The organism is Streptomyces sp. NPDC058157, assembly GCF_042884105.1.
Lineage (GTDB): Bacteria > Actinomycetota > Actinomycetes > Streptomycetales > Streptomycetaceae > Streptomyces.
The window spans coordinates 1-3,386 of record NZ_JBHVUQ010000360.1; the positions used below are offsets into that span (position 1 = coordinate 1).

The 3,386-nt window shown below is 76.3% G+C and carries 6 protein-coding genes and 1 pseudogene; 1 reads left to right on the plus strand and 6 read right to left on the minus strand.

All coding sequences use genetic code 11. The annotated features are described in order from the left end of the window. A pseudogene (locus ACFVXK_RS37685) lies at nt 1–285 on the minus strand (hypothetical protein); the annotation flags it as partial. A 268-nt stretch (nt 286–553) separates the two neighbouring features. On the opposite strand from ACFVXK_RS37685, the gene ACFVXK_RS37690 reads away from it, so the two are divergent. Further along, complete coding sequence (locus tag ACFVXK_RS37690) at nt 554–1,033, plus strand: hypothetical protein (RefSeq protein ID WP_389621621.1); 480 nt, start codon at nt 554–556, stop codon at nt 1,031–1,033. Nucleotides 1,034–1,108: 75 nt separating this feature from the next. Here the strand turns inward: ACFVXK_RS37690 and ACFVXK_RS37695 are convergent, their stop codons facing one another. The 5 genes from ACFVXK_RS37695 to ACFVXK_RS37715 all read right to left on the minus strand — a co-directional run. After that, entirely contained in the window at nt 1,109–1,480 is a 372-nt protein-coding gene (locus ACFVXK_RS37695) for a hypothetical protein (protein WP_389621624.1), read from the minus strand. 66 nt (nt 1,481–1,546) lie between these two features. Further along, the gene (locus ACFVXK_RS37700) at nt 1,547–1,957 is read right to left on the minus strand and encodes a gas vesicle protein K (RefSeq protein WP_389621627.1); all 411 of its coding nucleotides are present in this window, start codon (nt 1,955–1,957) and stop codon (nt 1,547–1,549) included. Continuing rightward, nucleotides 1,947–2,186 carry a gas vesicle protein gene (locus ACFVXK_RS37705; RefSeq protein ID WP_389621630.1) on the minus strand — a complete coding sequence of 80 codons (240 nt, stop codon included), beginning with the start codon at nt 2,184–2,186 and terminating at the stop codon, nt 1,947–1,949. The genes ACFVXK_RS37700 and ACFVXK_RS37705 overlap by 11 nt, the downstream gene beginning before the upstream one ends. After that, nucleotides 2,183–2,995, minus strand: a complete 813-nt coding sequence (locus tag ACFVXK_RS37710; protein WP_389621633.1) for a GvpL/GvpF family gas vesicle protein — start codon at nt 2,993–2,995, stop codon at nt 2,183–2,185. Before ACFVXK_RS37710 ends, ACFVXK_RS37705 begins: the two co-directional genes overlap by 4 nt. After that, nucleotides 2,992–3,386, minus strand: a 395-nt coding sequence (locus ACFVXK_RS37715; protein ID WP_389621636.1) for a gas vesicle protein, incomplete at its 5' end; no start/stop codon positions are given. The genes ACFVXK_RS37715 and ACFVXK_RS37710, both read right to left, overlap by 4 nt.

Below are 3,386 nucleotides of genomic sequence, written 5' to 3' on the forward strand. Positions count from 1 at the left end.
CACCGTCCGGCCGGACGCGCGGACCTGCTCCCAGTAGCGGGTCAGGGCCGTACGCGCGGCGGGGCTACAGCAGGTCACCCCCGCCAGGTCCAGGTCGATGCCGGCCGGGGAGGCGGCCAGGGCGGCCTCGCAGACCGCCACGAGCCGGGGCACGTCCTCCTCCTGGACCGCCCCGGCCACGCACACCACCGTCCGTCCGCACCCGTCGCCGTTCTCGCCCGGGGCCGGGTACCGGTCCCCGGGCGGCTGCCCGGGCCGGTGGGTGTACGCGACGGACGCGGCCATGGTCGGCTCCTTCCCGTCACCCCCATCATGGGGGCGCCGCCCGCCGGGGCGCTGCGCCGCAAACGAAGCCCCCGCCCCGCGGCAGTCCGCTCCACGAACCCCCGCGCTCCCGGCGGCCCGTACCCGCCGGTCCCCCGCCGAGGCATGAACCGCCCCCGCCCGGGCAGGCGTCCCGCGAACGAACGGTGCCGCCCGGCACAGCAGCCGCGCGGCACCCGAGCGGTGCGCCCGGTCCGAGGACCGCGGTGAGTGAGGCGGTGGGTGAGTGATGGAGACGCAACCGGTGGTCCGGCGCCCCGACGGCCCGCTCCCCGAACCCGAGGAGCTCATGGAGATCGCCTACGAGGTGGGCCGCGACTACCTCCGCTGGCGGCCCCGGCTCGCGCAACCGGACGGCGAGGGCAACTGGATCCAACTCTTCCGGGCCGACCGGATCGGCGTGTGGGCCATCAGCTGGCAGCACATGCCGCCGGGCACCGGCTACCTCGACCACGAGCAGGTCAGGGGCGCGGTGTACGTGGCCCGCGGCGCCCTCACCCACGAGCGGGCCAGGCTGGGCAGCGCCCCGCACACCACGGAGATCGGCGCCGGCAACGCGTTCTGCTTCGACGAGACCTTCTACCACCGCATGCACGCCGTACGCGAAGCCGGCCCGACCGTCACCGTGCACGTGTTCGCGACGCCCGACGCGGCGACGTCCGAGGGCGACGGCCCCGCCTGCCCGGCCCTGAGACTGGGACTCCCCTGAGTCCGGGACTGCCCCGAGGACGCGGCGGGGCCGCCCGCACCCCGCCCCGCACCCCGCACCCCGCCCCGCGCGGCGCTACGCGCCCTCGTCGTACGTGCCCGCCTCGACCTCCAGGGCGAGTTCCTGCAGCACCTCGATGGAGGACACGTCCGTACGCCCGTTGTCGTGCGCGATCGCCAGGCTGGTGAACGCCAGGCTGAACCCGGACACCATCGTGTGCAGCGCAGGGCCCAGGGCCTCGGCGACGAGGGCCGCGACCTGCTGGGGCGTGGCGTCGGCGGGTACCCGGATCGACGGCAGCATCTCGTTCAGCAGCAGCGTGGCCACGCCGGGCGCCTCCTGCGGACCGGCGTCCTCGTCGTCCGGCCCGCTCTCCACGGCCCGGCGGACGTCCTGGGCCTCGGTGAGGATCCCGATCACCCGCTTGAGTATCTCTGCGCGTTCCATCCTGCGGAGCGTAGCCCGGCCGTGCGCCCGGCGCTGCCGGAACCGCAGGGCCGCCCTCCCCCCGTGTCATTCCGGCGGCAGCAGCGGGCCGAGGGGCCCCAGGTCCAGGTTGAGGTCGGCGAGACGGTAGCCGTGCCGGTCGCACAGCTCGCTCATCGCCTCGTGGAGGGCGAGCAGCGTGGCCCCGAGCTCCTCCTCCTGCGCCTCGCTGAGGCCGCCCGCCTCGACGCGGCGCAGCGCCTGGCGTTCGATGAGCTGGCGCAGCAGCTCCACCAGGGTCAGGACGAGCCTGACGAGGTCCTCGGCCGCGCTGTCGGGGCCGGTGCGCAGCCGTCCGCCGGGGGCACGCGGGCCGGCCGTTTCGGCCGGGGTGGCGGGCAGCAGGCGCAGGGCCTCGGCCATCGCGTCACCGACGTGGCGCAGCCCGGGTGGGCCGGGCGGGCCGGGAGGCCGGGGCGAGGGGGCGTCAGCGGTCATCGTGCCCACCGTCCGGGGGCCGGGGGGAGTCGGCGGTGGCGACGGAGCAGACCAGGGCGCGCAGGGAGATCCGTACGAGGTCGATGTCGGCGATCGACAGCACCAGGTCGCCCGCGATGACGACCCCGCCCGCAAGGAGCCGGTCGAGGAGGTCGACGAGGGCCACCTGCCGCCCGGGCAGGGCGGCCTCGCGACGGTCGGCGGGCCCCGTGCCGTCCACGGTGTTCACGGCGCCGCGGGCGGGGCCGGAGGGGCGGCGAAGGAGTAGGGGGCCCACGGCCCCGTCACCTCCACGCGCACCCCCGGCAGGTCGTGGGCCGCTGCGGCCAGGGCCGTCAGGAAGGCTTCGGCCTGCGCGTCGGGCACCAGGTAGGCGTCGTTGAGGACGTTCTCCTCCGGCGACGCGGCGGTGAGCGGTCCGCTCTGGACGGGGTGGGCGACCCGGTCCGCGGCGAAGCGTCCGGCGACGGCGCAGACGCGTCCGGCGGCCAGCCCCGCCTGCCGGAAGCGGTCCTCGTGGTCGTGCCGCTGGGCACGCCGGGCCTGGAGGTAGGCCCGCCCCGGGCTCGCGGCGGTGGCCGGCGCGGCGGCCCGCGGGGGAGGGGCGGGCAGCACGTGGACCTTGACGCCGTACTCGGTGTGCCCGCTGAGGCGGGCCAGCCGGGTGGCGAAGGCCTGGCCCCGGGCGCGCAGCGCGCCCAGCGCGCCCGCGCGGTCCTCGTAGAGGGTGGCCAGGCGCAGCGGCAGGACGGTGGTGTGCGCGGCGAGGGCCTCGACCACCCGGTGGTGGGAGCGCGCGGCGTCCTCCAGCCACCGCAGGTCCTCGAAACGGGCCTTGAGGGCGTCCTCGTCCCACTCGGGCCGCGGGACCTCGCTGATCACGAACGCGACCGGGCCCGGATCGTCACCGGGTGCGTGCAGCAGCGTGACGGGACGGCCCCCCACACCGGTGAGCGAGGGCAGCAGCAGCCGCACCGCAGGCGCCGGGGGCGTGACGGCGTAGACGTACGTCAGCGGGCCCGTCGGCGGGGCGCTCATGACGGCGGCCTGCGTTTCACGGGCTCGGCGGCGGGGGCCGCGTCCTCGCGGTCGCGGTGGGCGGTCCGGCCGGGGCCGTCCTGCGCCGCCCCGGGCAGCGCGGAGGCGCGGCGCAGTTCGGCCAGTTCGGCGCGCAGCCGGTCGTTCTCGTCGGCCAGCGACCGGTCCGACCGGTCCTGGTGGCGGGAGGACAGCGACGCGTCGTGCTCCCACCAGTCGATGCCCATCTCCTTCGCCTTGTCGACGGAGGCGATCAGGATGCGCAGCTTGATGGTCAGCAACTCGATGTCGAGGAGGTTGATGCGGATGTCGCCCGCGATCACGATGCCCTTGTCGAGCACTCGCTCCAGGATGTCCGCCAGGCTGGCCGAAGAGGAGGCCGGCGGGTACC